A 26,474-nucleotide genomic window follows, 5' to 3' on the forward strand; every position below is an offset into this window, starting at 1 on the left:
GTATCCGTCCGGTGAAGGCCGCAGCGTGATGCCGACCGGAGTGTAGGTCGGGTTACGCGGCGATCGCGTTCGGACGGGGCGCCCAGTTCCAGGGCAGGAGTTCGTCGAGCCGGGTGGCAGGATGATCGGCGATGCGTGCGAGGACATCAGCAAGCCATGCCTGCGGATCGACGTCGCCCAGCTTCGCGGTCTGGATCAGGGTGTAGATGATGGCGGCGCGTTGCCCGCCACGATCGGATCCGCAGAACAGCCATGCCTTGCGGCCAAGCGGGATGCAGCGCAGCGCGCGCTCGGCGGCGTTGTTGGTGAGGCAGATGCGGCCATCGTCGAGGAAGCGGGTGAACGCATCCCAGCGCTTCAGCATGTAGAAGCAGGCCTTGGTGAGGTCATGACCGCGCGATAGCTTGGCGACCTGCGCGGTAAGCCAGGTGTGGAGCTCGGCCATCAGCGGCGCGCTGAGTTCCTGACGGACTGCGAGCCGCTCGGCAGGACTCTTGCCGTTGATGCCGCGCTCGATGTCGAACAGGGCGTCGAGACGCTGCACGGCTTCGAGCGCGATCGGATAGATGCTGCCGCGCTGGCCGCGGCTCTTCTTGCGGGCTGAGCTCAGGACATCGGCGAGCTCGAAGAACTTGCGCCTCGCATGAGCAAAGCAGCCCGCTTCCAGCACGGGACCGGGGGCGCGGTCCCCGCGATAGAGATCGTTGTAGCCACTATAGGCATCGGCCTGCAGGATGCCGGACCATGCCGCGAGATGGGCTTGCGGGTGCTCGCCGCGCCGATCGCGCGAATAGTGGAACAGGGCAGCTGGAGGATCGGTGCCTGCAAAGGGACGATCATCGCGTACGTAAACCCATAATCGCGCCGTATCGGTCTTGCCCTTCGCCATGACCGGCACGGTGGTATCGTCACCGTGGATCCGGTTTGCAGCCAGAACATGCGTCTCGATGAGCTTGTAGATCGGAATCAGCGCATGGGCAGCTGCCCCGACCTGATCGGCAAGAGTCGAGAGGCTGAGCGGCACGCCTTCGCGGGCAAACCGCTCGGCCTGGCGGTTGAGGGGCTGGTGCTGTCCATACTTCTCGAACAGGAGCATCGCGAGGAAGCTGGGTCCGGCCCATCCGCGGGGCACCACATGGAAGGGCGCGGGGGCCTGCGCGATCTTCTCGCAGTCGCGGCACGAGAACTTCTCGCGCACCGTCTGGATCACCTTCCACGAGCGCGGGATCACCTCGAGTGTCTCGGTGACGTCCTCGCCGAGCTTCGAGAGCCGATCCCCACCGCATGCCGGGCAGGAACAGGGCGCAGGCACCACGACGCGCTCGCGCGGCAGATGCTCGGGGAACGGCTTCCTTGCCGGGCGCTTGCGCTCGAAGGCGGTGACCGTGGCGGTCTTGGCCGCCGCTCCCTCGGCGATCAGGTCGTCTTCGGCGGCATCAGCCTCGAGCTCTTCGAGCTGCAGCTCCATCTGGTCGAGCAGACGGCGGCTGCGTTCGGCGCTGGGGCCATACTGCTCGCGCTTGAGCTTGGCGATCTGCAGCTTGAGGTGAGCGATCAGCGCCTCGATGGCGCTCTGGTGGGCCATGGCGTTGGCAAGCTTGGCCTCTGCCTCATCGGCCTTGCGGGCCATCGCCGCCACCAGCGCCTTGAGCGCTTCAACGTCGTCCGGAAGGGGCGAAATGGCGGCTTCCATAGACCGGAGTGAATCATCATCCACCCTCTGCTGCAAGGGCAAAACACCGCCTCGCGCCGATTATCCGGCGCTCTGTGGCCGCCATGTATACTGCGGGTTGCGCCAGTCGATCCCCTCCAGCAGGCAGGCCAGCTGCGAGGGGGTCAGCGACACCGTTCCCTCAGTCGCTGAGGGCCATACGAACCGGCCCTTCTCTAGCCGCTTGGCGTAGAGCGACATGCCGATCCCGTCGTGCCAGATGATCTTGATCAGCGAGCCTGCGCGGCCACGGAACACGAACAGATCGCCGCCGTGCGGATTACGCTTGAGACCCTGCTGCACCAGCAGCGCCAGGCCCTGCATGCCCTTGCGCATATCCGTGTGGCCGAGCGCGATCCACACCCGCGCGCCCGAAGGGATCATCGCAGCCCCTTCAGCGCCGCAGCGACCAGGGCCGGCGGTGCCGCCGCGAAAATGCTCAGCCGCTTGCCGCGCGGCAGGTCGATGATCATCGCGGGGTGCTCGGCAGCGCCGGCCGCCATCACATCTTCGTCGATCACCGCTTCGGCGAACACCGGCGTCGGAAGTGCCTCGGGCAGCTCTGCTTCCCGCTCCACGCCTGCATCGAGCAACTTGCGCCGCCAGGTGTAGATCAGCGCCGAAGAAATATCGTGCCGTCGGCACACCTGGGCAACGCACGCGCCCGGCGCGAAAGCCTCGGACAGGATCTGCAGCCGCTCCTCATCGCTCCACCGCCGCCGCCGCTCCGGCCCCGAAAACACCGTCACCTGACCCATCGACCACTCCTAAGCGCGCTCACAAGAGCACGCTTAAGAGCGCTCGATACCTATCCACGCAAGGCGGCCCTCGCCGGAGGGGTACCTACTTCGGACCTAGCTGAATATTGTTTTCGATCGCGAGGAGAGACGCTCATCACAGGGCGAAGTTCTAAAAGAGGCCTAGTCGTGCTCGGAAAGTAGTGTGAAAGCGAAACCAGAATTCTGCAGCACACTGGCCGAAGGATGCGAGCTCTCGCCATCAAATAGCTTGCCAATCGGCTTATTTTTCTGGCTCGCATCGTTGCCCACGCTTCTGGAAGGAGCGATTAGTTGGGCCACTTGGCTGGGTTTAAGTGGATATTTTAGATTCTGGAAGCCTGTGCGGAACAACTGCTGAAGCTGGGTTTGCTGCTGGAGCGCCTCTATTTCGGATCGACTATTGGTGGCGACATCACCGAGGTCGATACCCAAGATCGCATCGGCAAAATCGTCTTCCTGCGTCTGGTCGAAGGCGATGCGTGCGGTCTTCGTGCGCTGATCGATATGCATCACACCTGTCAGATCGGATTTGCTACCGATCTTGATTACTACGAGGTCGCCATTTTTTGTCGGATAGGCGCATTGCACGGTTATGTTGAAAGTACGAGGAGGCAGGGCCATCATTCCCACGCGTCCGATGTGATCGAGATATTGTTGCCGCAGATTGAGGGCGCTAACGTCCCTTAAAGTTTCCGCAATCTTTGCAGACCCGTCCGACGCCAAGTGATTTTTCGCGCGTTGGAGCGTAATTGTAGCTGGAAATCCGAAGTCCCATCTGATCTGATAACGCTTCTTCCCGCGTGTGATGATTGGCGTCGTCTTGTCTTCGCCAAAAAGTGGCTCCGTCATAGCGAGCGGTTCTAGGGTACCTCCGATAAGCAGTGCTGCGTGGAGGTTTTTGCCACGCAGCAGATCACATTCCGGCGAGGCAACGAAAAACACCCTGTTTGGGTCGCCTTTGAAAATGCTGGCCTTGCTGACCGATCCCTGGAGCCGGGACATGAGAATGTCACCAAATGTGAGTGGCCAGACCGAGCCATTGTCTCGCTTGCGCCGCTCGGGATTAGCGAAGACCGTCCGCTCGATGAGGCGGAAACTGTCCTTTCCCTTAGCGATCGTCAAAGGAGCCGGCTTGTCGCTTATTTTGTCTAGCGCCTCGGCTCCGGACAGGATTTCCTTGTCGGCTTCGATTTCATATTGAAGGACGCGGTCGAGAACGCTGACCATATAGCTTGATGGCAGCAGTCCTTCGGCTGATAAAAGCAGCGATTTGATATGATGCAGGTCGTCGATATCGATTCTTCGCAATTCTCGTCCCGCACGTTCGACCGCGTCAGATGCGCCGGTCTTCCACTTATTAGTGAATTCCGCCAGCAAGAGACTATCTTCACGGTGCGTCGCCAAGGTTGCGATGATGCGCCGCATTCGAGCGCCCTTCTTGATTACCTTTTTCTGGATGCTGCGGAAACCGGATGCGTGGAGCTCGACCTCGTCGCGAAGCCCGGGTGCCTCTTCTGTGAGGCTGATCTGCGACATCAGAACAACTGCGGGGGGGGCGTCACGGCCGTCGATCACTTTTTTCAGGCCGGCTACAGTCGTTTGCCTGTCTTCGTCCGACTGGGCGGCACCAAGAAAAAGGTCGATGATGATGAGGTCGACCTGCTCGGCAGCTTTGACAAAGTCGCGTCCTGCTTTGGTGAACGCAATCCCGAGATCGGTCAGTATTTCTTCGATCTCACCGAGAGCTTTGATGTCTCGCAGGCTCTTCGCGACATAGTCGGCGAACAGGTCGCGAACCAGATCGTCAAGAACTCCACGGTGTTCCCACAGCGCTTGAATGAAGGCGTCATCACCGCGAAGATCGGCTCTCTCATCGGGGTCAAAGCCCGGGAAAACCGCTTCCAAGCGCTCGAGCGCGTCGCCAATGGCGTCGTCGAAAAAGATATCCCAGTCTACATCTGCAAGCTCGCTCGCGCGCGGTACTAGGTCATAGCCATCATCGACAATGAGCGCGGACTTTATGCCCGCCGCGGCGATGATTTCCTTGTCCGTCATTCATCGCTCCCGATGACGCGATAATCGAACGTGGTGTATCGTCCCTCGCGGTTTACAATTTCGGTGTCGATGACAAGCGCGCCGCCATTGTGCTCCGCTGCTTCGCGGGCAATGAACAGCCCGAGTCCGCGCCGTCGGCTCTTGTCCTTCAGCGAGAAAAACAGGTCGAAAACCCGCTCGGCGTATTCGGGCGATATACCGGGCCCATTATCGGTTACCCGTACCCGCGGTGGATTGTCCTCCACCGCTATCGTGAGCAGCGGCTTGAAGCCCAGTTTGCGTTCGCGCTCAATATCCATCCAGTAGACAGAATTGGAAACGAGGTTTTCAATAACCTGTGCGACCATGCCTTTGACGGCTTTCAGCGCAACCGGACGATCGGGGAAATGCGTTTCAAGTTTGACATGGTGTCGGTCGAACTGCGCTTCGTGGGCACTGAGGAGGTCGCGGACAAGCTCGTCAAGTTCGAACGCCTCCTTGCGTTGTCGGCCACTCACGCTGAGCGGGTCGAGAATACGAAGCCGCTTGCTTATCGCTTTCATCGACGCGCGCAGACTTTCCAACCTGCTTCGTACCTCTTCCGGTACGTTTTTACGCTGAAGCTTGTTTAGCGTGTCGAGCGCATCCTCGGCGGATCGAGCCAATTCGTGGGCAACGACCTCGACCATCAGACCTACGCCGGCCATCGCGACCATCTGATCGGTATCCTGCTCGAGCTCGAGAATCCGTTCCCGCGCTTCTGCGGCATACCGGGAAAATTCTTCACGCATCTCTTCAAACTCGGCGACGATCTCTCGCTGGTCTTCATCGGCCGATCTGGCGAGCGCGCGAATTGCTTTCTTCATCCGCTGTTCGAGGGCTTTCGTACGGGTCGGGTCCGTCGGCACTCTCGGCTTGTTTTTCTTGAAAGCGTTTTCGACGCGCTTCATTTCGTCGCGTAGCCTGTCGACAGCGAGCTGTATCGCCTCTTTGAGAACCGCTTCTTCTGGGGTGTGCCGCAAACCCTCTCGGTTGGTTTGGTCGATTAGATGCGGATTGCTGAAGCGGCCAATATCTACCTGTCCGACAAACTGAATCCGATTGAGCGCATAGCCCTTGGCGCGCAGAGCTGTGCGATCGAGTTCGAGCCAGTCATCATCTTCGGTACCATAGGGATAGACCCTGAACCCGTCGCGATAGAGCCGCACTCCCATCCATTGGTCGAGCAATTTGCGCAAAGCCTGGTAATCGCCTGTACTCCGGCCCTTTCGCAGCGTTGCGCGATTGAACCAATAGAGTTCGAAATTGAAAGGTCCGACGTCAGTCAGTGCGGCTGCGTTTACATCACGCTTGTTTTCCCGGCTGCGTTTTTGACGCAGGCCGACCAGTGCGGCGAGCAAATCGTCGAATTTCAATGTCTCGATCTGGTGCTCGACGGGATGCTCGAACCCAAGATTGACGAGCTCCATTCGCAGCGTGAGTTCGGGAGAGCCGTCCCGGATCTTATACTCACCCTTGAGGGTCGCGTGGGCATGAGAAAGGAAATTTTTGTCAAGCCGGGCAAAATTGATGCGCTCGCCGTTCCAGAAAATGGCAATGCGGTGGCGTTTGGGCTTTCCAATCGGGTTGGCAAGCAACGAAAAATCATCAACGGCAAGCCGTTCAACACGGTTGCGATCCCAATTGGCCTTTAGCCTGCGGACGCGAATGTCAGTCCCGCTGTAGTCCGGTTGCGGCTTCTCTCCGCCCACGCGCGGTTCGATCGTGACATCCTCGATCATCTTTTGCGGATCTTCGAAGTCGGTCCAATCGATGTCCAAGATGTTGAAGGTCTCGTCTTCTTCACGGGCGGTTCGAACTGTCAGCCGGTCGCCAAGACGCATTGCGGAGAGCCGGCCTATGCCTTTCTCGCCCAAATACGGAGCTTCGCTGACACCGTCTTCAAACGCAGTGTCGACTTCTTCTTTGCGCGATTTGGTTCCGAGAACCAGAAACACGGTTTCGAGCTGTTCCAAGGACATGCCCGACCCGGTGTCAGAAACCGTTACCTGGTTGAGCGCATCAATCTCTTCTAGCGCAGCATCGTATTCGTCGAGATCGTCGATATCCTCGAGAAATTCGATCGCCCTATCGTAAAGCTTGCCTGCATCGCTGAAGAGGCGGGCACGGGTTTCATCGAGCAGTTCGGCAAGCGCTTCCTCGAAATCGAACTCATCTTCCGCATGATTGCCATTGTCGGGCATATTTCGCAGGCGGTTCACGGTATGGCGCAACTCGAGATAGTCCCTGCGGGCGAGGACAACCTTGAATTTGATCGTGACGCCGTCCTTCGTCCCTGCGTCAACACCGTTCTTGATAAGCTCATAGAATGCGATCGCGTCGGAGCTGATGAGCTCTGAGCCGAGCTCAAGAACGGTGCGGGCCGAAACCTTAAACATCACGGGCACATAGAACGGAAATGGTAAAATGACAGTATTCTAATTTTGGCATCTCAAGCATGCCCCCGGAACCAAGGAAAGTTGATTTGTCGACATCATAGACTGCAAACTTGAGCCTCGATATTTGTAGGCTTCGTCATTTGTGACAGACGAGACAGCCGCTGTCCTCGTCCGCAAGCATCTGTTCCACCGTCCTATCGGTGATCCGTGCTCTCAGCGAATTTGGCATTCTGCGAGCGAGCGCCTGTGCCTTGCGCTCTTCATGATTGCGCTCGATCTCGGCAACCCGCTCCGGCCGCGCCAGTTCTTCGAGACTTTCGTTCTGGGTCCAGGTGAACGGTGAACCGTGCTCGATGGCTGATTTCTCGTAACGCTTGGCTTCCTCGAAGGCGTCCGGGTGCTCGCGCATCAGCCGCACCCATTCGATCTTCTGCTGGTAAAAGCAGAATGTGCAACCGCTGCGAGAGCGCCAGCGATAGTAATCCGGTAGGCCAAGCCCGGAGTTTTCCAGCAGGCCGATGACCGAAGCCTTGTCGAGGCCGGCCTCCCTCAATGGGAAATGGACGTGCATGTTGGGGTGGGTTGCGATCATTCCCGAGCGGCTCGGCTCGTCGGCCCGGATCGCGACATAGGAATGCACCTCCACGCCTGCGTCGAGATGCGGTTTGAGCCACTTCTGGAACGGCTGAATCTTGAGCTGCCGCGTGCACCAGCGGGTACGCGGGGAAGGCAGGAAGTGGCCGTATTCGGCTAGCCAAAAATCGAAATCCCGACCAGGGTTGAGCATTTCAATGGTCTTGCCAAGGAAGCCCTCAAGGCGGCCGAGATAATCGTAGACCTCGGGTAGCTCCTTGCCGGTGTCAGTGAAGAAATACCGCACATCGATGTCCGGACGGTGATCGCGCATCCAGACCGCGAGGGCAGCGCTGTCTCGTCCGCCGGACAGACCCAGAACATGCATCGCCTCGCCGGTCACGCTTCCTTCTCCGCGCTGATGGGCACAGTGACATCGCGCTCGCCGTCATCCTCGATATGACGCTGCGCGAGCTCCGCGATCACGGCGAGCACCATATCGGGCTCGAGCTGTGCGGCGTCGAGCGTCTTGCCGATCTCGTCGAGAAGTGGCCCTAGGCGCTTCTGCGCCTCGGTTGCAATCTGTGCTCTGCGAACGACGCTTCGTTCGGTCGACCCGACACCCGCCATCACCATCACCGCGGTCTGGGTCGGTTGCTGGTCGCTGTCGCCGAACAGTTCCACGCGGCGGAACCGGTAGGCGTATTCCGACAGTTGCATCGCCGCCCGGCTCGGCTCGAGATCGTGCCACGTCGTCACCGGCTTGCCCATCACGAGACCGCAAATTTCCGCCATGCTTTCCGTCGACCCATCGAACTCGGCCAGCCTCGTGATGAAGCCTCGAAGCTTGAGGTCGTCTCCCCCATGCCCCGCTATTCGCTTGGCTCGCTCCACCAACTCGGCGAGATTTCCTGCGTCGCGATGTTTCAGGCCCTCCAGCATCCGGGTTTTCAGATCCTCGATCATGTCTGGGTAAGCGTGATCAAGTTCGCTGAGGACCGTGCGCAGCGCACGTGCGGTGCCTTCGCCTGAAGCCTCGAGCGCTTCGGGTATGTCGACGAAGAGGAACTGGTAGGGATCATCCGCATCGAGCAACAAGCGGCGCACATCGATCGCTTGCTTGGAGAGTGTGGCTTGCGCCTTGCGGGACCAGTTGGGAAGGCTGTACGCAAACTGCACGAGCGCCTGTGCTATATCGAGCGGCTCCTCCGATGGCGCCTCTTCGACGAATTCGCTCGCGACGGCGGCAAACTCCTTCAGCGCGACCGCATTCGCGGCATCGGTCGGAACCGATCTCAGCGCAATATGTTCGGGGTCCTGCAGCAGAAGATCCATGACCAGATCGGATATGGCCGGCTGGAAGGCCTCTTTCGCATAGACCGCGGTGCTGTGACGGCGCGAGAAAAGATAGGTCACGATTAACAGGGGCATCACGCCTTGCTGCACGCCGTAAGGCGGCTCGCCCCACGCCCGGTAAATGTCGGCAACACAAACCTGCTCGCCGGCTTCGAGCAGGTCATCGGTCAGCGACCAGAGAGGGGCGAAGGTGCTGGTCTCGCTGGGCGGAACGAAGTCCCACCGCTCGCCTTGCCGGACATAGAGACCCGCGCGTTCCAGAACGGTAACCGCTAGGCCCTTCTCGGCCGGATAGCCCTTGATCCCGAAGTGCTGCTCGCCGCGGCCCACTACGATAGCATGCAACAGGGCTCGCAACGCCGCATTGGAATTGCTCGAAGGCCGCCGACGATTGATGAGTTCGGAATGCACGATCGGAGCCTGCCGGAAAGTCCGCCGGGCGATATCGCTTGCTGCTTGCGACAGGCCATAGGAAAGCGACTGCAAATCGAGCGGCTTACCAGTGTCGAACCAGTGCGCGCGCTCGAAACCGTCTCTCAAGAGACCTTCCAGCTGCGCGGACAAATGGGCAATGCGGGCATCGATCTCGCGCCTGGCGGCTGCATCTCCGGCCAGTTCGGGGCTTTCGTTGCGCACGTCGCGCGCGGCTTCGAGCTCGATCGCTGTTTTGCGAATGTCCGCACTGTTCGATGCAAGACCGACAATTACGGGCAGACCGTGCCGATGCTCCGTGCGCGAGACTTCGATCAGGCTCGCCTCCGCTTGGTCGGGATCGACGTCGATCCCAGGCAGAAGCAGCAGGAACTTGCCAGCAGCCCCGGCGCTAACCCGAACGTCTTTCGGACCAAGCCCTTGCGGCGCCAGTTCGCCGATTTGTGCGTCGAACCAGCGCGGCGTGCCATATTCGGCGTAATGCCGTTTGGCCAGAATCGGCTGCAGCGAGGCGAGATCGTTCAGCGACGCTATCTCGAGCCGCCCGCGTTCGGCGATGCGGGCCTCGATTTCGCCCTCGATGTCGAAATCGCTGCCGGCATAGATTGCATAGGCGCCCAGATGACGACGGTAGACAAGCGCCGAAATCTTGACGAGATCGGCAAGCTGATCTTCGACGTCGGCATCGGAATGACCGAGGCTTGCCGCGATTGTCCGGGGCGAGGCTGCCAGTCCCGATCCATTGCTGAACAGATCGATGACCGCTACGGTCTTCGCGATCTGCAAGCGCAGGTGGGTGCCGTCGCGGCCCGCCCTCGCTATCGCTTCTGCGGCCTGTGCCCAGCGATGGCCGTCGGGCGAAGCCATGATCGCGGGCTCCAGATTGACCTGCAGATAATCCCAAAGTTCTGCCGGTCTGAAGGTTTTTCCTGAGGCGAGCGTCGTGCGCTGAAGAAATTCGGTGAAGCCGCTGGGTTCCGCTGAGGCAAGAAAACCGAACAGGCTGCGTTCGTTCTGGCTGAAGCGCCGCCGGGTGATCGGTCCAAGCAGCGCTGCCGCCGCAGGGTTGAGAGGCCAGCAATCGTCGAGCCTCTCCGCAAGATCCTTGGGCACACCTGGTCGCCGTTCGGCAATCTCGCTGGCAACAATAGCGGCAATCGGATGCGACTGAGGGTGCGAACGCTCTGTCGTGACGGCACGCTCGACCAATTCGATCACCTCGTCGACCGCCGTAATGATCGGGACATCCGCAAAGCGGCCCTGAATCTTGCGCCATTCGTCCTGGACGCTCTGGCCAAGACGATCCGCATAGCGCTCGAAAGCCTGGTGCAGTACGCCCACGACGATAAGCCTTCCCTCGCTGCGATTGGCGGCCTCTGCGAGATCCTGGAAGAAATGGATGTCGATGGCGTGGTCGGCAGCACCTTCCAGATATTTGCCCAGCTCATCGACAATGACGAGCACTCCGCCCTTGGGACGCGCTTCAACCTCGCGCTGCAGCCGCTCGACGATATCGCGCCCGTCAGCAGCTTCCATCTTGGACCGCTTGGTCCGCGCGTGGCCCGGCTCGCCAGCGATTGCTGATGCGAGCGCTTCGCGCAGGTCGGCCACCGGATCGCCCCTCCGACCGCTCAGCGGCACGCAGAGCCAGTCTTTGGGCGCACGCCCGAAAACGGCGGTTACTTCGGGCACATCGCCAAGGAGTTGTTTCGCTTCTTTGAAGGCAGGTCCGCGCCCGAGCGAGTAGGAGGCAAGCGCGAGCGCGAGGCTCGACTTGCCGCCGCCATAAGGGCCCGTCCATGTGAACGCGCCCTGGCCGTTTGTCGCGAGGCGGAGCGTGGTGGTCAACGCATCGCGCGCCGATCCTTGCAGTACATAACCGGACAGGGGGTCGGCCTGGCCAAAATCGGCGTCGATTCTGACCGATCGCTGGTAGCGCGGCGCGACCGAAACATGGTCTGCGAGGTAGGTCTGGGTCATGCCGCGAGCGCCTTGGTGTGCGGATAGGCGCTGGCGATAAAGGAGGCCGGATCGGGCAAGCTTTCTCCCCGCCTTGCAATCGCGCGCACGCCTGCGCTGTCGGTCCACAGAAAGGCGCCCTTGGCGACCCTTTCGATATCGACAAGCCGGTCGATCAGCGCATCCTCGTCTAGCTTGAAGATCCGCCCCGGCGATCCGGGCTCGTATACCAGCGTATCGATGGCGAGCGTTGCTTGCTCGGGTGCACGCCTTGCCCAGAAATCTGCAAGCGCAAAAAGGAAGATACCGTTGGGCAAGCCGGGCTTGGGCCCATGGCGGAAAGCGAACGATCGCGATGACACTTCGCGCATAAGGCCAAGTTCGCCAAGTACGGTTTCCACCTGATCGTCAACCGCGCCCGCGCCGACCTTGGCGACATAGGATCTGACAAAGCATTCCACGTCGCGCTTGATCGTTGTGGAGGAGGCCCGCGACCGGTCGAGTTGGGCACACAGCAGCCGGATCGGCTCGGCAATGCCGTCGCGGTCGAACCCGTGTGCATTCAGATGGTTGAACGCATAATACCATGTCGTCGCGCGCTCGAAATTGCTGGCGATCTGCCAATGGAGCAGCCATGTGGTCGCGAGGCTTTCCATAAATGGATCGAGACCTGTATCGCGGTCGAAGATGAGCTTGCCGAAGGACGTTGCCTTCAAGGCGCCGACACCCCGCTCCGGGTCTTCTTCAATGATTCGGCAAGTGAGCGCCCAATGCTTGATTGCCGCAACCATATTCTTGCCGACTCCGAACCGGATGATCCCTTCGTCCTTGTCGAAGGTATTTGGGGCCGGAGCCTCCGCATCCTCGCAGACCGCATCGTAAGCCTTGCGTAGCCACAGCCGCCTCAGCGGAAAGGTTTCATGTCCCGCGAAGCGCGTCTTCACGCCGGTTTGTCCAAGAGGGCCTCTGAGCATAGCTTTTTCCTACTGGTGATTTCCCCCAGTTGGCAACCTCGATGCGGGCCCTGCTTGGAAATTTACGCTTCAGGCCGCTGCTCGGTAGGCTTTCTCGTGCGCGGCCAAGAGCGCACTGACGGCACGGTCGATATCGGCCTCGGAAGTGGTTCGGCCAATCCCGATGCGAACGGACGACGAAGCCTCGTCAAAGGAAAGCCCTTGCGCCAACAGGACGTAAGACGGCTCGATGCTGCCTGAGTTGCAGGCTGAGCCTGTCGATGCCGATAGTTCGCCGCGGGCATGCAAGAGGATGTCTTCCGCATTCACTCCCTCGGCCCTGAGGCTCGTGCAACCCGGGATGCGCTCGGCATGCGGATTGATAGTGAAAGGACATCCCTTCCTGGTGACCCGATCTTCTAAAAGTCTTTGTAATGATTGAATATGTGTGCGTGCCGACTGGCCGTGGCGCTCGTAAAGCCGCGCCGCCGCTGCAAGCCCGGCGCAAAGCGGAACCGGCACTGTACCGCTGCGTCCGAGAGGCTGCTGTCCACCGCCATCAAGCTGCGGAACGAGCCGTAACCGCGCGGCGCGCGACACGACAAGGCCGCCGATGCCTTTTGGACCGTAGAACTTGTGACCGGAGAAACTCAGCAGATCGGCACCGGTATGGTTGAAGTCGACATCGATCTTTCCGACGGTCTGCGCCGCGTCTGTGTGAAACAGGACACCTTGGCGATGACAGATTTCGGCAATCTCGCGCACGGGTTGAATGACGCCGGTTTCGTTGTTGGCGTGCATGACCGATACGAGCGCCGTGTCGGGCCTCAGGGCCTGCGCGATGGCTTCTGCGCGAACGCGGCCATCTGCCCCCGGTTTGACTTCGGTGACCTCGATCCCGGTTTTCACGAGCGAACGGGCGGCCTCCAGCACGCATTTGTGCTCGATCGATGACACCACCAGATGGTTTCCGCGTCGTTCGGCTGAGCTCATAACACCTTTGATGGCGAGGTTGTTCGCCTCGGTTGCTCCGCTGGTGAAGAGGATTTCGTCCTCCCCGGCTCCGAGCAGCGCCGCGAGCGCTTCGCGCGATCGTTCGACAATTTTCGAGGCCTGCAGGCCATGCGCATGATCCGAATGCGGATTGCCCCAGTCATGGCTCATCGCGTCCGTCATCGCATCGATGACCGAGGGATCGACCGGAGTTGAGGCCATGAAATCGAGATAGGCGGGGCCGGGTCTGCGCAAGGAACAACCTTCATTGAAATCGGTGCACCGATAAGACCAAACCTGGCCTGGCAAAGCAACCACGATCGCGCGGTGTTCGAGCCTGAATGGCGACGCCCTCCCGATTTGGCCTTGCCTTTTATTTCTTATTCTTCGCCTTTCTACGCCGATTGCAGATCACTGTTGCCCGAGGGCAAAGTAATGTCTTTTTGATCTGCCTCGCGAACGCAGCCGATGGTCGGTTGCCGCATCCGAGGCAGTCCATGAGCGTCATCCCCCTTCGATCCGAAGTCTCATCGCGCGGCGCGCGCATGCTGCGCACTGCGCTTGGCGGCGACATCGCCCGCTGGCTCGACGAGCCCGATGTCATCGAAGTCATGCTCAACCCCGACGGGCGTCTCTGGGTGGACCGGTTGGGCGAGGGTCTCGCGGCGAGCGAATGTCTGATGAGCGCAGCCGATGGCGAGCGGATCATCCGGCTGGTCGCCCATCATGTCGGCGCCGAGGTGCATGCAAGCGTACCGCGTGTGTCCGCCGAACTGCCGGAAGGCGGCGAGCGCTTCGAAGGTCTGCTGCCACCGGTGGTTGCCGCCCCGAGCTTCGCCATCCGCAAACCAGCCATCGCGGTGTTCTCGCTGGCCGATTACGTGACGACCGGGATCATGAGCAAATGGCAGGCCGAAGCGCTTGCCGGTGCGGTCGCTGCGAAAAAGAACATTCTGGTCGTCGGCGGCACCTCGACCGGCAAGACGACGCTCACCAATGCGTTGCTCGCCGAGGTCGCAGCCACGTCCGACCGTGTCGTCCTCATCGAGGATACGCTGGAGCTGCAATGTGCAGCGCCCAATCTGGTATCGCTGCGAACCAAGGACGGCGTTGCGACTTTGTCCGATCTTGTCCGGTCGGCGCTGCGCCTGCGGCCCGATCGCATTCCCATCGGAGAGGTGCGCGGTGCCGAGGCGCTCGATCTGCTGAAAGCCTGGGGCACCGGTCATCCAGGCGGGGTCGGCACGCTTCACGCCGGCTCGGCGCTTGGCACACTGCGGCGGCTCGAACAGCTTATCCAGGAAAGCGTGGTCACCGTGCCGCGCGCGCTGATCGCCGAGACCATCGATATTATCGCCGTGCTTGTGCGCGACGGCACCGGGCGGCGCCTTGCCGAACTCGCCGAGGTGCGCGGACTCGATGCCGCGGGCGAATACGTCCTCGCACCCCTTCCATCCACAACAGGAGACCATTCGTGACCCATATCTTTTCGCGGGCGCGACCGCGCCTGTCCGCTTTGATCGTTGGGAGCGTCATTGCGCTGGCATTTGCGGCGCCCGCCCAGGCCGCCGGCTCGTCGATGCCGTGGGAAGCGCCGCTCCAGGCGATCCTCGAATCAATCCAGGGCCCGGTCGCCAAGATTGTCGCGGTGATCATCATCATCGCCACCGGGCTGGCGCTCGCTTTCGGGGATACATCGGGAGGCTTCAGGCGCCTGATCCAGATCGTCTTCGGGCTTTCGATCGCCTTTGCCGCGTCCTCCTTCTTCCTTTCGTTCTTCTCCTTCGGCGGCGGAGCGCTGGTCTGATGGACAGCGGTCAATCTCCTCTGCCGAACGGCTTTGCTGTTCCAGTTCACCGGGCGCTGACCGAGCATATCCTGCTCGGCGGTGCGCCGCGCGGGCTCGCTATCGCCAATGCGACGTTGGCGGGCGCAATCGGACTGGGTCTGCAGCTGTGGATCGCAGGCGCCGCGTTTTTCGCGCTCGGCCACATGGTCGCGGTCTGGGCCGCCCGGCACGATCCGCAATTCGTCGATGTCGCGCGGCGGCATCTGCGGTTCCCCGCACATCTGCAGGTCTGAGCCATGCTGTCCCTGCGCGAATATCGAAACAAGGCCGACCGGCTTGCGGATTTCCTGCCATGGGCGGCGCTCGTCGCCCCCGGCGTTGTGCTCAACAAGGACGGCAGCTTCCAGCGCACCGCCCGCTTTCGCGGGCCGGATCTCGACAGTTCGACTCCTGCCGAACTGGTTGCCACGACCGCTCGATTGAACAGCGCGCTGCGCCGGCTCGGGTCGGGCTGGTCGATCTTCGTCGAGGCCGTGCGCCGTCCGGCACTTGATTATCCCGTCTGCGCCTTTCCCGATCCGGCTTCGGCACTGGTCGAACGCGAGCGCGCCGCGCAGTTCGCAGAAGAGGGCGCGCATTTCGAGAGCCGCTATTTTCTGACCCTCCTATGGATGCCGCCAGCCGAGGATGCCGCGCGGGCTGAAAGCTGGCTCTACGAAGGAAGGGCCGAGAAAGGCGTGGATCCGCGCGAGCTTCTCGAGGGCTTCGCCGATCGGACCGACCGGCTGCTGCGCCTGTTCGAAGGGTTCTTTCCTGAGGTCCAATGGCTCGATGATGGCGAGACCCTGAGCTATCTTCACAGCTGCATCTCGACGCGACTGCACGATGTACGCGTTCCCGAAACCCCGATGCATCTCGATGCGCTGCTTGCCGACGAGCCGCTGACCGGCGGTCTCGAACCGCGCCTGGGTGCGGCCCATCTGCGGACACTGACCGTGATCGGCTTTCCGAGCGCGACATTCCCCGGCCTGCTCGATGAACTCAATGCGCTAGGCTTTGCCTATCGCTGGTCGACGCGGGCAATCATGCTCGACAAATCCGATGCGACGAAGCTGCTTTCGAAAATTCGCCGCCAGTGGTTCGCCAAGCGCAAATCGGTCGCCGCGATCCTCAAGGAAGTGATGACCAACGAGGCTTCGGTGCTGGTCGACAGCGATGCCGCCAACAAGGCCGAGGATGCCGATGCCGCGCTGCAGGAGCTGGGCGCCGACCATGTCGGGCTCGCGCTGGTCACCGCGACCGTTACGGTGTGGGACGAGGAACCGGCGCTTGCCGCCGAGAAGCTGCGGCTGGTCGAAAAGGTCATCCAGGGCCGCGATTTTACCTGCGTGACCGAAGGCATGAATGCGATCGAGGCCTGGCTCGGATCGCTGCCCGGCCATGTCTACGGCAATGTTCGCCAGCCCCCGATCTCGACGCTGAACCTTGCGCATATGATGCCGCTTTCGGCTGTCTGGGCCGGACTGGAACACGATGCGCATTTCAACGCGCCGCCGTTGTTTTACGCCAAGACCGAAGGCTCGACCCCGTTCCGGTTTTCGCTTCATGTCGGTGACGTCGGACACAGCCTCGTCGTCGGTCCGACCGGGGCGGGCAAATCGGTCTTGCTGGCAATGATGGCGTTGCAGTTTCGCCGCTATGCCGGGTCGCAGATTTTCGCTTTCGATTTCGGTGGCTCGATCCGTGCGGCCGCGCTCGTGTGCGGCGGCGATTGGCAGGATCTGGGATCGAGTCTTTCCGAGGACAGCGACGAGCCAGTCCTGCTGCAACCGTTGGCGCGGATCCATGAGCCGGCACAGCGCAACTGGGCCTCGGAATGGCTTCAGGCGATCCTCGCTGCGGAGGGCGTCGCACTCGATCCGGAAACCAAGGATCATCTGTGGTCGGCGCTGAGCTCGCTGGCGAGCGCGCCGGTCGCTGAGCGCACGCTCACCGGGCTTGCTGTCCTTTTGCAATCGCAGGCATTGAAGCAGGCGCTTGCCCCCTACTGCGTCGGCGGGCCGTTCGGACGGCTCCTCGATGCCGAGAGCGAACGGCTGGGCGAAGCGAGTTTCCAGGCGTTCGAGACCGAAGGGCTGACCGGATCGGCGGCTGCGCCTGCCGTGCTGTCCTATCTGTTTCACAGTATCGAAGGCCGCCTCGACGGCTCGCCGACGCTCATCATCATCGATGAAGGCTGGCTGGTGCTCGACAGTCCGGCCTTCGCCGCGCAATTGCGCGAATGGCTCAAGACCCTGCGCAAAAAGAATGCGAGCGTCGTTTTCGCCACTCAAAGCCTTGCAGATATCGAGACCTCGGCGATCGCGCCCGCGATTATCGAAAGCTGCCCGACGCGAATCTTCCTGCCCAATGACCGGGCGGTCGAACCCCAGATTTTGAGTATCTATCGCCGCTTCGGGCTGAACGACCGCCAGATTGAAATCCTCAGCCGGGCAACGGCCAAGCGCGATTATTACTGTCAGTCCTCTCGCGGTAATCGCCTGTTCGAACTGGGCCTTGGCGAAGTGGCGCTCGCCTTTGCCGCCGCTTCTTCCAAGAGCGACCAGCTCGCCATGTCCCGCATCATCGAAGAGCATGGTCGGAGCGGCTTTGCCGTCCACTGGCTGAGGTATCGCGGCCTCCACTGGGCCGCCGAATTGCTCGGCAGCGATGCGCACTCTTCCGACCCCCCAAACCCATCAGAAGGAGACCTGAAGTGACCTCTCGAAAAATCATCCGCAGCCTGGCCATGGGCACCGCGCTCGCCTTGGCGAGTACGAGCGCCTTGGTATCAACGCCTGCACACGCCCAGTTCGGCGGGATCGTTTACGATCCGTCCAATTACGCGCAGAACGTGCTGACTGCCGCGCGCACGCTCGAGCAGATCAACAACCAGATCCGCATGCTGCAGAACCAGGCGACGTCGCTCATCAACGAGGCGAAGAACCTTCAGAGCCTGCCGCTGACGATCGTGCAGCCCCTGCAGGACCAGATCCGGCAGACCCAGCAACTGCTGAATGAAGCCCAGCGCATCGCCTACGATGTCCGCACCATCGAGGGCGCTTTCGACCAGCATTACAAGAACGTACCGCTCGGTGCCTCGCAGCGGGCGATGGTCGAAGGCGCCGAGGCGCGCTGGCAAAACAGCGTGGTGGCTTTCGAAGATGCCCTCAAGGTCCAGGCGGGCACGGTTGCCAATATCGAAGGTTCGCGCGAAGCGCTCGGCAGCCTCGTTTCCGCAAGCCAGTCCGCCACGGGCGCCTTGCAGGCAGCACAGGCTGGCAACCAGCTGCTGGCATTGCAGGCCCGCCAGCTGGCCGACCTGACCGCCACGATCGCCGCTACTGGCCGGGCGCAGGCGCTCGATGCCGCCGAACGCGCGGCGGCCAAGGCACAGGCGCGCGAGCAGTTGAGGCGGTTTCTCGCTATTCGTCCGCGCTATCTGCCCGGCGGATCGGACTGATCCGCGATGGACACCAAGCTCCTCGCGCGCATCGGTGCCGTTGTGTTCGTCGGTCTCGCCATCGCGACGACGATCGTCCAGCTGCGCGAGGAGCCCGCGCCGGTGCGGCAAGCTGACCGGCGCATATGGGTGCCCGACGGTGATCCGCTGCCAGCACAGCTGAGGGCTTGCGCTCAAATGGGCGAACTGGCGCTGTCCTCGCCCGATTGCCGCGCGGCCTGGGCCGAAAAACGCCGCCGCTTCTTCGGCGTCGATCACCCCGAGGCTTATTCCGGGATCGGCGACAGGGCGCTGCCTGAGTCCTTTTCCCGCGAAGCGAGAGGAGAGAACTGACATGGGCGGCACCGGTGTTGTCGATCGCTTCCTCGCGATCTTCTCGCAATATATCGACAGCGGCTTCGGGCTGCTTTCTGGCGAGGTCGCCTTTATCGCGACCACGCTGATCGTGATCGATGTCACGCTCGCCGCCCTGTTCTGGAGCTGGGGCGCGAACGACGACATCATCGCCCGGCTCGTCAAGAAGACGCTTTTCGTCGGAATCTTTGCCTACATCATCGGCAACTGGAGCGCGCTCGCCAATATCGTGTTCAACAGCTTTGCCGGGCTAGGCCTGAAGGCGAGCGGCTCGGGGCTTGGCGCGAGCGATCTGTTGCAGCCGGGACGGGTGGCGCAAGTAGGCATCGATGCCGCCTGGCCGCTGCTCGAATCGATTGCCGATCTGATGGGCTATGTCGGCTTCTTCGAGAATTTTCTGCAGATCATCATCCTGCTTGTCGCCTGGGCGATTGTCATCATCGCCTTCTTCATTCTCTCCATCCAGCTGTTCGTCACCCTGATCGAGTTCAAGCTGACGACCTTGGCGGGTTTCGTGCTCATTCCCTTTGGCCTCTTCGGCAAGACCGCCTTCCTTGCCGAACGTGTGCTCGGCAATGTGGTCTCCTCGGGGATCAAGGTGCTCGTTCTCGCCGTCATCATCGGCATCGGTTCGACGCTCTTCGCCGAATTCACCGGCGCCATCCCCGGCGAGCCGACCATCGAGGATGCGCTGGCCATCGTGCTCGCCAGCCTCACCCTGCTTGGTCTGGGCATTTTCGGGCCGGGGATCGCCAATGGCATTGTCGCGGGCGGTCCGCAGCTCGGTGCAGGCGCTGCCGCAGGCACCGCGCTTCTTGCAGGCGGTGCTGCGGTTGGCGGCGTGGCCGGTGCCAAACTTGCGGGCGGCGCGGTCGCCAGTGCTGCCTCTTCCGTCGCGCGAGGCACCTCGCGCGCTGCCGGAGGTGCGACCATGGCCTATGCCACCGGTTCGGCGGGCAAGAGCGGCGGCGCCGCGGTTGCAAGCGGAATGGCGGGTGTTGGCCGCGCAGCAGGCGGTGCCGCCATGTCGCCGCTACGCAAAGCGGCAGACAGCGCCAGGAGCAATTTCCGCGACGGGGCGCGTGCGTCGGTCGGGAACATGGGTGGCCGCATCGTGCCCGCTCACGGTGCTTCGTCACCGGATCCGGAACAGACGAACGGCCCGCCGGCCTGGGCGCGGTCCATGAAGCACAGGCAGAGCCTGGGGCACTCGGCCTCGCTTGCCGCGCACACCGTGCGCTCCGGTGATGGCCACGGTGCAGGCGCTTCCATCGACACCAAAGAGAAGGATTAGCTTTCAATGTTCAAACGGCCTTCGATCCGCTACGCAAAAACGCCTCAAGCAGAGACGCCCTACCAGCGCGCGGCGCAGGTCTGGGACGAACGCATCGGTTCCGCGCGCGTCCAGGCAAAGAGCTGGCGCTACGCCTTTTTCGGCGCCCTCGGCCTGTCGGCAGCGCTGACGGGCGGGCTCGTGTGGCAGAATGCGCGCGGCACCATCGTGCCCTGGGTGGTCGAGGTCGATAGGCTCGGCGAGGCCCGCACCGTCGCTCCTGCCGCTGCGGATTACGAGCCGACCGATCCGCAGATCGCCTTTCACCTCGCCCGGTTTATCGAGCATGTCCGCGCTATCCCCGACGATCCGATTGTGGTGCGCGAGAACTGGCTCAGAGCCTACCAGTTCGCCAGCGACAAGGGCGCCTTGGCGCTCAACGATTATGCGCGGGCCAACGACCCGTTCGCGGCAATCGGCCGCGAACAGGTTGCGGTCGATGTCACCAGCGTGATCCGAGCCTCGCCGCGCAGCTTCCGCGTGGCCTGGGTCGAGCGGCGCTACCGCGACGGCGCGCTCGCCGAAACCACTCGCTGGACCGCTATCCTCGGCGTTGCCGTCCAGCCTCCCAGAACGCCCGACGCGCTCACCAGCAATCCGCTCGGGATCTTCGTCACCTCGATCAACTGGTCAAAGGAGCTTGGCTGATGACGCACTTACTTCAATTCTCCCGTCCGGCGCTGCTCGCAGCCGGCGTTCTACTCCTTGCCGGATCGCCCGCGTCAGCGACGCCTGCGCCGCAGGCCCGGGCCGCATCGCGGGCGATCACCGCCTTCGACCTCGCCGATGCATCCCGCCTTGTTCAGGCCATTGCATATGCCAACACCCCCTCGCGGCAGGCCTCCCCCACTGCCGCGCGCCGCTCCCCTGCCTCTGACCCCGCCCCTGATCCTCAGAGCCATGTGGGAGCGGCGAACGAGGCCGCCAGGATCGAACCGGACAATGCCGGATTTGACAATGCCATCCAGCGCTATGCCTATCGCGAAGGTGCGTTGTTCCAGGTCTACGCCAAACCCGGGCAGGTGACCGACATCGCCTTGCAGGAGGGCGAAACGCTGGTCGGCCCCGGGCCGGTCGCTGCAGGTGATACCGTGCGCTGGATGATCGGCGACACGCTGAGCGGCTCGGGAGCGACGCAGCGGGTGCATATCCTTATCAAACCGACGCGGCCCGACATCGCCACCAATCTGGTCATCAATACCGACCGCCGCACCTATCATATCGAACTGCGCGCCAATCCGGACATCTATATGGCCTCGGTCAGCTGGTCCTATCCGGCAGACGAACTGATCGCGCTGCGCCTTGAAGAAGAGCGAGCGGCGCGAGCCACACCAGTCGCCGACGGGTTCACGCTTGAGGCGCTCAATTTCGATTACCGCATCTCGGGTGACAAGCCTGACTGGCGCCCGCTACGGGTCTTCGACGACGGACAGCGGACCCTGGTCGAGTTTCCACCCGATATCGCCCGGGGCGAAATGCCGCCATTTTTCGTGGTTGGCGCCGGTGGCGCAGCCGAGCTGGTCAATTACCGGGTCTCCGGGCGCTATCTCATCGTCGACCGCCTCTTCCACAAGGCCGAACTGCGCCTCGGTGCCGGTCGCAGACAGGTCCGCGTGAAGATTGAAAACCGCAAGAGGGGGCGGTCGTGAACGAGGAAAGCAAGACCGAGCCGCCACCCGATGCCGAAAGTATCGTTCAATTGCGCGGGGAAGGGCCGCGCGTGGTCAGGCTGTCGCGCAAGGCTATCGGCATTGCCAGCGCCGCGGGTCTGACCGTCCTTGGCGGTATATTGCTCTACGGCCTGCAGCCGCCCTCACAGGACAGCGGCGAAGAGCTGGTGAACACCGACGGGATCGCTGTGGCAGACGGGCTTGCCGCAGCCCCGGCGGACTATTCCCAGGTTCCGAGGTTAGGGCCACCGCTGCCGGGCGATCTCGGTCAACCGATCCTCGAGGCGCAGGATCGCGGTGCTATTGCCGCGCTGCCCCCTGTCGGCGCCCCGCCTCCGGTCCCGCCCCAGCGGGCGGCGCCGAGCCCTGAAGAAATAGAGCGCGAACGCCTAGAACAGGAACGCGAGGCGGCGCGCGGCAGCCGCCTGTTTTTCGGCGGCGGGACACAAGCTGCCAGTTCCGGTCCGGCAGCTTCGGGTTCTGGGCCACAACCGGCAGTACCAGTTCAGCCTTCCGTCTCGACCGCGCGGGCAAGTTTTCTCCAACAGCCTGCCGAGACGCGGACAGCGTCCGTGCAGCGGCTTGAGGCGGTGCCATCTGGCGCGCTGCTTCAGGCCGGGTCGATCATTCCGGCAGCGCTGATCACCGGCATCCGCTCAGACCAGCCCGGCCTCGTGACCGCGCAGGTTACCGAGAATATCTATGACAGCCTGACCGGACGGCATCTTCTGATCCCGCAGGGTGCGCGCCTGATCGGTGAGTACGAATCCGATGTCGGGTTCGGGCAACGCCGGGTGCTGCTGGCCTGGAACAGGCTCATCCTGCCTGATGGTCGCTCGATTGTGCTCGATCGCCAGCCAGTCGCCGATCCCTCGGGCTATGCCGGACTGGAAGACGGCGTCGATTACCATTGGGGCGGTGTCGTCAAGGCGGCGCTCGTTTCCACTTTGCTCGGGATTGGTGGCGAACTCGGCGCAGGTGGAGATGATGATCTGCTGCGCGCTGTTCGCCGCGGCAGTCAGGACAGCATCAATCGCGCTGGCGAGCAGGTGATTGCACGCGAGCTCGATATCCGCCCGACGCTGACGATCCGCCCCGGCTTTCCCGTGCGGGTGCTGGTGACGCGCGATATCGTGCTGGAGGGTGGAGCATGACCCGGCTCAAACTCTCCGACATCACCGATGGCAAGCCTGTAAAGTTAACGATCGAAATCCCTGCCCGGCTCCATCGCCGGCTGATCGAATATGGGACCGTGCTCAATGGCGGGGTATCAGAGGGTGCGCCTGTGCCTGAGCTGCTTATTCCGCCGATGATCGAGCGCTTTGTTGCAAGTGACCGGGATTTTGCCAAGGCACGCAGAGGATCGCGCGCACTATCCAAACAATAAGCACCTACAATATCGGAACTTTTTCTGGTTCTTCCAAGCCATTCTTACTTGCGAAATGCACACGTAGGTAGAATTGCGCTGTTTCCGCGTGCATGATTGGCCTTATCGTGAAGTAGCGAACGCATGTTCCTAGCGACCGGGTGGCGACACGCATGTCCAGGCGAAAAGCTAAAAGTGTCGATACACTCGCCAACGGGTGTTTCCATCACCCGGTCGCATCTTCGACCACACTGTATTTATAATTCCATTATAAGTTGGTCTGAATTCCGCTCCGCGCTCACTCTCCACTTGCGACGTCCGAGTCGCGATACCAACCACAGGAGTGAATCATGAAGGAGTTCGACCATAACCAGAATGAGGTTATCGACCTCGGCAAGGCCTCGGTTGAGACCAAGGGCGCCGTCGGTTTCTACATCGACGCCAGCGGCGGGCAATTGGCCAACAGCCCGGGCCTGCTCGACGAATAAGTCCTCGGCGGGCCGTGCGGCGCAATCCTGCCGCGCGACCCGCCGATTCGGGCTCCCAATCGATGGATCTCCACCGCGAAGGACTGGCGTGGCGCATTTTGGATGGCCAGCTCCTATTTCTCGATGTTTCCAACGATCGCTACTTTCGGTTGTCGGATGACGAAAATCGCAGATGTCTCGAAAAACTTGGCCGGTATCCCGAGAAGCAATGGCACCAACCGAGCAGCCTCGCCCGGCCTGCGGACTGGACCGTCCCAGAACAATCGAGCCCGGCAATCGCCGAGCACACCTTTAGTCTGCCCGCAGTCGCGAGAGCGCTTTGGATGCAACGCCGCGTTGAAGCGCGGCTCGCGAAACACTCTTTGGCGCTGGTCCTTTCCCAATTACGGAGCGTTGTCGAATCCAGGTCGGAAAGCCAATTCGAGATCAGTGAGAAGGGACGCAGGTGTATCGGGGCTTTTGAGGATGCACGATTGTTGCGCACCGCTGCGGACCGGTGTCTTTCGCGCTCCATCGCTCTCGCGACTTGTCTTGCCGCATATGGCGACCGGGCGCGGATCGTCATCGGCGTCCATACACCCCCTTTTGCAGCACACTGCTGGACGCAGCACCGAGACACGGTCTTGAACGACAGTGTCGAAGAAGTGCTCCGCTATGAACCAATTCTTGTCGTATGAGACCGCTACGTTTTGTTCTTGCGGTTCCTCATGGCGCGAACGGCCAAATCTTGCCGTCAATCGTTGCAACCCCGGGTCAGGTTTGTTCCGATGTCGCGGCCTTGTGGTGTGACAGCGAAACGCCCTGCCATTTCCTGAACCGACAGTGCTGCCTGATCGGGATCGCTTTTTCCCGAACGACATATCGCCGCGTGCGCGCCGCCGAGGAACTCGGGTTGGCCCCGGCCGAAGCCGAGGAGGCCGCCAAGCATCTCGTCGCCAACGTCTGGGGTGGATATGTCGCCATCCTAGGCGATTGGAGCAATGGGCCAATGGGTGTGCTGGTCGATCCTTCCGGACTCTTGCCCGTTTACCTTCTCTCCACATCCGAGCACGTCATACTGACCAGTGACCCGCTCCTGATTGCGGAAGCGGGAGGATTGGAGACGCCGGTTTCGTACCCGGCGCTGCACGCGCACCTGCTACGGCCTGAACAACGCCACCGGAAAACGTGTCTTGAGGGAATTGACGAACTCGCGCCTGGATCGCTGCATTTACTCGCGCGCCAGGGTTTGCAGATCCGTAGGATATGGCATGCAACCGACTTTCTCCCACGAATGCCGATCCCGGCATTCACGGATTACGCCGCGCAACTGAAGGAGCTCGGCGCCGCAGTGCTGCAAAGCTGGAGCGGCATGTTTGGAAGAGCAAGCGTAGCGGCATCGGGCGGCGTCGATTCGTCATTCATTTGCGCTGCTCTGGCCCATTCGGGCGAACGCTTCGATTGCGTTACTCTCGCCACTCCGGATCCGTCCGGCGACGAGCGCATATACGCCAATCGCGTGGCGGAATGGTTCGGGGTTCGGTGTGTCGAACGGATATACGACCCGGCGTTTTACGATCCTTCGAGGTCTTCCTCCCGGGGGTTGCCGCGACCGGCCCGACGTTCATTCCAGCACATTCTTGACGCCTTGCTTGTCGATGCGATGGCGGACCTCGGCGCCTCGGTCATCTACGATGGCAACGGAGGCGACAATCTGTTCTGTTTCCTCCATTCCTCTGCGCCGGTAGCCGACCGGCTGGCAGCGGAGGGTCTGGGGACAGGCGTGCTGCGCTCCCTGATTGACATGTGCCATATCACCGGATGCTCGGTCCCCACCATGGTCGCCGCAGTTCTTCGCAGACGGCTTGGTAAGGGAACGAGGGAAAGCTGGCCGGTCGATGCGAGTCTGCTTACCTGCGGAACTGACGCTGCGTACAGCGAGCCACTCGTGCCCTGGCTGAGTCCTCTAGGGATCTCAGGTTCGGGAAAACGCGACCATATGGTCCTGATCATGCGGGCACAGAACCACATTCATGGACTGGCCGCCGGCCCGCCTCGATTTTCGCCACTAATGAGTCAGCCGCTCATGGAGTTTTGTCTCGGTGTTCCGACTTGGATATGGGCACACGGCGGCAGGAACCGCGCTTTGGCCCGGGCGGCATTCGCACAGGAATTGCCGCCTGCCGTGCTGGCCAGAACATCGAAGGCCGGACCCGACAGCTTCGTAAGGCAAATTTTCGCCCTGAACCGAAATTCGATCGCCGAGCGCTTGCTGGATGGGTTGCTCGCCGCGAACGGGGTAATCGACCGCCATGCCGTGGAAGCCGCGCTGCGCACTGATGAACGAGACGACAACAGCATGTTCGGTCGCATACTTGACCTGCTCGAAGCCGAGAATTGGGCTCGCTCATGGACCCGCTAATGGTTCAGCATGGCAGCGAAGGTCGCGTGTGGGCGGGGCACCCTCCATGGCGCTCCAGCGGGCGTACTGTGCTTCTCTTGAAGGATTGCAGTTCAGCCTGCCCATAAGCCAGAACTCGAACCATTCGACGACGCGCTCGTACATCGCCAGGCGATGCGACGATTGCCATTTGACATGAGACTCATCGGGGAACACGTAGAGTTCGATAGCCTTATTGTTATGCGAGAAGGTTTCAACGACATCGAGGCTGCCTTCGTACTCGCTGTCCCCTGCCTGGATCAAAATTGGAACTGTCCGTCGTCAGAACATTTGGCACAACTCGCGGCGTAGATCAGCGGAGTGT

Annotated in this window: 24 protein-coding genes; 14 read left to right on the plus strand and 10 right to left on the minus strand. The window is 61.7% G+C overall.

Going from position 1 to position 26,474, the window contains the following annotated elements; translation table 11 throughout:
* Positions 1–52: 52 nt before the first annotated feature.
* The 9 genes from tnpC to D2V17_RS09170 form a co-directional block, all read right to left on the minus strand.
* Positions 53–1,693, minus strand: a complete 1,641-nt coding sequence (gene tnpC / locus D2V17_RS09130) for an IS66 family transposase (protein ID WP_119592683.1) — start codon at positions 1,691–1,693, stop codon at positions 53–55.
* A gap of 60 nt (positions 1,694–1,753) precedes the next feature.
* Positions 1,754–2,095 (minus strand): IS66 family insertion sequence element accessory protein TnpB, encoded by a 342-nt coding sequence (gene tnpB, locus D2V17_RS09135; RefSeq protein ID WP_119592682.1) that lies wholly within the window; start codon positions 2,093–2,095, stop codon positions 1,754–1,756.
* Positions 2,092–2,469, minus strand: a complete 378-nt coding sequence (gene tnpA, locus D2V17_RS09140; protein WP_066843951.1) for an IS66-like element accessory protein TnpA — start codon at positions 2,467–2,469, stop codon at positions 2,092–2,094. Before tnpA ends, tnpB begins: the two co-directional genes overlap by 4 nt.
* 162 nt (positions 2,470–2,631) lie before the next feature.
* Positions 2,632–4,545 (minus strand): hypothetical protein, encoded by a 1,914-nt coding sequence (locus D2V17_RS09145; RefSeq protein ID WP_119592701.1) that lies wholly within the window; start codon positions 4,543–4,545, stop codon positions 2,632–2,634.
* Positions 4,542–6,962: a sensor histidine kinase gene (locus tag D2V17_RS09150; RefSeq protein ID WP_119592702.1), complete on the minus strand. Its 2,421-nt coding sequence runs from the start codon at positions 6,960–6,962 to the stop codon at positions 4,542–4,544. The genes D2V17_RS09145 and D2V17_RS09150 overlap by 4 nt, the downstream gene beginning before the upstream one ends.
* A gap of 136 nt (positions 6,963–7,098) precedes the next feature.
* Complete coding sequence (locus tag D2V17_RS09155; protein WP_010240132.1) at positions 7,099–7,938, minus strand: phosphoadenosine phosphosulfate reductase domain-containing protein; 840 nt, start codon at positions 7,936–7,938, stop codon at positions 7,099–7,101.
* The gene (locus D2V17_RS09160) at positions 7,935–11,303 is read right to left on the minus strand and encodes an ATP-binding protein (RefSeq protein WP_119592703.1); all 3,369 of its coding nucleotides are present in this window, start codon (positions 11,301–11,303) and stop codon (positions 7,935–7,937) included. The genes D2V17_RS09155 and D2V17_RS09160 overlap by 4 nt, the downstream gene beginning before the upstream one ends.
* Positions 11,300–12,256, minus strand: a complete 957-nt coding sequence (locus D2V17_RS09165; protein WP_082380674.1) for a DUF4007 family protein — start codon at positions 12,254–12,256, stop codon at positions 11,300–11,302. The genes D2V17_RS09160 and D2V17_RS09165 overlap by 4 nt, the downstream gene beginning before the upstream one ends.
* A gap of 69 nt (positions 12,257–12,325) precedes the next feature.
* Positions 12,326–13,483 carry a cysteine desulfurase family protein gene (locus D2V17_RS09170; RefSeq protein ID WP_060703634.1) on the minus strand — a complete coding sequence of 386 codons (1,158 nt, stop codon included), beginning with the start codon at positions 13,481–13,483 and terminating at the stop codon, positions 12,326–12,328.
* A 242-nt stretch (positions 13,484–13,725) separates the two neighbouring features.
* Between D2V17_RS09170 and trbB the strand changes: the two genes are divergently transcribed.
* From trbB to D2V17_RS09240, 14 genes are all read left to right on the plus strand, one after another.
* Complete coding sequence (gene trbB, locus D2V17_RS09175; protein WP_119592704.1) at positions 13,726–14,706, plus strand: P-type conjugative transfer ATPase TrbB; 981 nt, start codon at positions 13,726–13,728, stop codon at positions 14,704–14,706.
* A gap of 5 nt (positions 14,707–14,711) precedes the next feature.
* Positions 14,712–15,035, plus strand: a complete 324-nt coding sequence (locus tag D2V17_RS09180) for a TrbC/VirB2 family type IV secretion system protein (protein WP_369813978.1) — start codon at positions 14,712–14,714, stop codon at positions 15,033–15,035.
* Complete coding sequence (locus D2V17_RS09185; protein WP_010240658.1) at positions 15,035–15,310, plus strand: VirB3 family type IV secretion system protein; 276 nt, start codon at positions 15,035–15,037, stop codon at positions 15,308–15,310. Before D2V17_RS09180 ends, D2V17_RS09185 begins: the two co-directional genes overlap by 1 nt.
* A gap of 3 nt (positions 15,311–15,313) precedes the next feature.
* A complete protein-coding gene (trbE, locus tag D2V17_RS09190; protein WP_060703633.1) occupies positions 15,314–17,776 on the plus strand; it encodes a conjugal transfer protein TrbE in 2,463 nt (820 codons plus the stop codon).
* Positions 17,773–18,519, plus strand: coding sequence for a P-type conjugative transfer protein TrbJ (gene trbJ / locus D2V17_RS09195; RefSeq protein WP_369814780.1), 747 nt, complete (start codon positions 17,773–17,775; stop codon positions 18,517–18,519). The genes trbE and trbJ overlap by 4 nt, the downstream gene beginning before the upstream one ends.
* 6 nt (positions 18,520–18,525) lie before the next feature.
* Complete coding sequence (gene trbK-alt / locus D2V17_RS09200) at positions 18,526–18,852, plus strand: putative entry exclusion protein TrbK-alt (protein ID WP_050775919.1); 327 nt, start codon at positions 18,526–18,528, stop codon at positions 18,850–18,852.
* A 1-nt stretch (position 18,853) separates the two neighbouring features.
* Positions 18,854–20,167 carry a P-type conjugative transfer protein TrbL gene (gene trbL, locus D2V17_RS09205; protein WP_010240177.1) on the plus strand — a complete coding sequence of 438 codons (1,314 nt, stop codon included), beginning with the start codon at positions 18,854–18,856 and terminating at the stop codon, positions 20,165–20,167.
* A gap of 6 nt (positions 20,168–20,173) precedes the next feature.
* Positions 20,174–20,854 (plus strand): conjugal transfer protein TrbF, encoded by a 681-nt coding sequence (gene trbF / locus D2V17_RS09210; RefSeq protein WP_010240179.1) that lies wholly within the window; start codon positions 20,174–20,176, stop codon positions 20,852–20,854.
* Positions 20,854–21,855, plus strand: coding sequence for a P-type conjugative transfer protein TrbG (trbG, locus tag D2V17_RS09215; protein WP_029140648.1), 1,002 nt, complete (start codon positions 20,854–20,856; stop codon positions 21,853–21,855). The genes trbF and trbG overlap by 1 nt, the downstream gene beginning before the upstream one ends.
* On the plus strand, positions 21,852–23,030 hold the full coding sequence (locus D2V17_RS09220; RefSeq protein WP_119592705.1) for a TraB/TrbI/VirB10 family type IV secretion system protein: 1,179 nt from the start codon (positions 21,852–21,854) through the stop codon (positions 23,028–23,030). The genes trbG and D2V17_RS09220 overlap by 4 nt, the downstream gene beginning before the upstream one ends.
* Positions 23,027–23,263 carry a DUF2274 domain-containing protein gene (locus D2V17_RS09225; protein WP_010240186.1) on the plus strand — a complete coding sequence of 79 codons (237 nt, stop codon included), beginning with the start codon at positions 23,027–23,029 and terminating at the stop codon, positions 23,261–23,263. Before D2V17_RS09220 ends, D2V17_RS09225 begins: the two co-directional genes overlap by 4 nt.
* 329 nt (positions 23,264–23,592) lie before the next feature.
* Positions 23,593–23,730, plus strand: coding sequence for a benenodin family lasso peptide (locus tag D2V17_RS09230; protein WP_010240188.1), 138 nt, complete (start codon positions 23,593–23,595; stop codon positions 23,728–23,730).
* A 62-nt stretch (positions 23,731–23,792) separates the two neighbouring features.
* A complete protein-coding gene (locus D2V17_RS09235; RefSeq protein WP_010240191.1) occupies positions 23,793–24,407 on the plus strand; it encodes a lasso peptide biosynthesis B2 protein in 615 nt (204 codons plus the stop codon).
* A gap of 50 nt (positions 24,408–24,457) precedes the next feature.
* A complete protein-coding gene (locus D2V17_RS09240; RefSeq protein WP_197273853.1) occupies positions 24,458–26,131 on the plus strand; it encodes an asparagine synthase-related protein in 1,674 nt (557 codons plus the stop codon).
* On the opposite strand, the gene D2V17_RS20945 is transcribed toward D2V17_RS09240, so the two are convergent.
* Complete coding sequence (locus D2V17_RS20945; RefSeq protein ID WP_147367313.1) at positions 26,117–26,413, minus strand: hypothetical protein; 297 nt, start codon at positions 26,411–26,413, stop codon at positions 26,117–26,119. The genes D2V17_RS09240 and D2V17_RS20945 overlap by 15 nt on opposite strands.
* Between the last annotated feature and the right edge of the window lie 61 nt (positions 26,414–26,474).

It is taken from the genome of Aurantiacibacter xanthus (assembly GCF_003584015.1).
GTDB classification, from domain to species: Bacteria; Pseudomonadota; Alphaproteobacteria; order Sphingomonadales; family Sphingomonadaceae; genus Alteraurantiacibacter; species Alteraurantiacibacter xanthus.

What these genes read in the sequence shown, in the direction of transcription:
- D2V17_RS09145 (WP_119592701.1), bottom strand. Translation starts at nt 4,545, where the DNA reads ATGACGGACAAGGAAATCATCGCCGCGGCGGGCATAAAGTCCGCGCTC.
- trbG (WP_029140648.1), top strand. Translation starts at nt 20,854, where the DNA reads ATGACGCACTTACTTCAATTCTCCCGTCCGGCGCTGCTCGCAGCCGGC.
- trbK-alt (WP_050775919.1), top strand. Translation starts at nt 18,526, where the DNA reads ATGGACACCAAGCTCCTCGCGCGCATCGGTGCCGTTGTGTTCGTCGGT.
- tnpC (WP_119592683.1), bottom strand. Translation starts at nt 1,693, where the DNA reads ATGGAAGCCGCCATTTCGCCCCTTCCGGACGACGTTGAAGCGCTCAAG.
- D2V17_RS09225 (WP_010240186.1), top strand. Translation starts at nt 23,027, where the DNA reads ATGACCCGGCTCAAACTCTCCGACATCACCGATGGCAAGCCTGTAAAG.
- D2V17_RS09230 (WP_010240188.1), top strand. Translation starts at nt 23,593, where the DNA reads ATGAAGGAGTTCGACCATAACCAGAATGAGGTTATCGACCTCGGCAAG.
- trbF (WP_010240179.1), top strand. Translation starts at nt 20,174, where the DNA reads ATGTTCAAACGGCCTTCGATCCGCTACGCAAAAACGCCTCAAGCAGAG.
- tnpA (WP_066843951.1), bottom strand. Translation starts at nt 2,469, where the DNA reads ATGGGTCAGGTGACGGTGTTTTCGGGGCCGGAGCGGCGGCGGCGGTGG.
- D2V17_RS09160 (WP_119592703.1), bottom strand. Translation starts at nt 11,303, where the DNA reads ATGACCCAGACCTACCTCGCAGACCATGTTTCGGTCGCGCCGCGCTAC.
- trbE (WP_060703633.1), top strand. Translation starts at nt 15,314, where the DNA reads ATGCTGTCCCTGCGCGAATATCGAAACAAGGCCGACCGGCTTGCGGAT.
- D2V17_RS09150 (WP_119592702.1), bottom strand. Translation starts at nt 6,962, where the DNA reads ATGTTTAAGGTTTCGGCCCGCACCGTTCTTGAGCTCGGCTCAGAGCTC.
- trbL (WP_010240177.1), top strand. Translation starts at nt 18,854, where the DNA reads ATGGGCGGCACCGGTGTTGTCGATCGCTTCCTCGCGATCTTCTCGCAA.
- trbB (WP_119592704.1), top strand. Translation starts at nt 13,726, where the DNA reads ATGAGCGTCATCCCCCTTCGATCCGAAGTCTCATCGCGCGGCGCGCGC.
- D2V17_RS09165 (WP_082380674.1), bottom strand. Translation starts at nt 12,256, where the DNA reads ATGCTCAGAGGCCCTCTTGGACAAACCGGCGTGAAGACGCGCTTCGCG.
- D2V17_RS09185 (WP_010240658.1), top strand. Translation starts at nt 15,035, where the DNA reads ATGGACAGCGGTCAATCTCCTCTGCCGAACGGCTTTGCTGTTCCAGTT.
- tnpB (WP_119592682.1), bottom strand. Translation starts at nt 2,095, where the DNA reads ATGATCCCTTCGGGCGCGCGGGTGTGGATCGCGCTCGGCCACACGGAT.
- D2V17_RS09235 (WP_010240191.1), top strand. Translation starts at nt 23,793, where the DNA reads ATGGATCTCCACCGCGAAGGACTGGCGTGGCGCATTTTGGATGGCCAG.